Origin of the sequence: Escherichia sp. KCJ4928 (genome assembly GCF_004352695.1) — a bacterium.
In the GTDB taxonomy this organism is placed as follows: domain Bacteria; phylum Pseudomonadota; class Gammaproteobacteria; order Enterobacterales; family Enterobacteriaceae; genus ECMA0423.
This window is the reverse complement of the sequence record NZ_SJWV01000796.1, coordinates 1-255: the sequence shown is the minus strand read 5'-3', so window position 1 is coordinate 255 and position 255 is coordinate 1. Positions and strand designations below refer to the sequence as shown.

The window sequence follows — 255 nt, the reverse complement described above, 5'->3', positions numbered from 1 at the left end:
CTTCAGTATCACTGACAACCTGATGCTGGAGCCACAACTGCAGTACACCTGGCAGGGACTTTCCCTGGATGACGGCCAGGATAACGCCGGTTATGTGAAGTTCGGGCATAGCAGTGCACAACATGTGCGTGCCGGTTTCCGTCTGGGCAGTCACAACGATATGACCTTTGGTGAAGGCACCTCATCCCGTGCCCCCCTGCGTGACAGTGCAAAACACAGTGTGCGTGAACTGCCGGTGAACTGGTGGGTACAGCC

Annotated in this window: 1 protein-coding gene; it reads left to right on the top strand. The window is 56.5% G+C overall.

The window, feature by feature from the left end; genetic code table 11:
• Positions 1–255, top strand: a 255-nt coding sequence (locus E0D98_RS26825; RefSeq protein WP_131891706.1) for an autotransporter domain-containing protein, incomplete at both ends; no start/stop codon positions are given.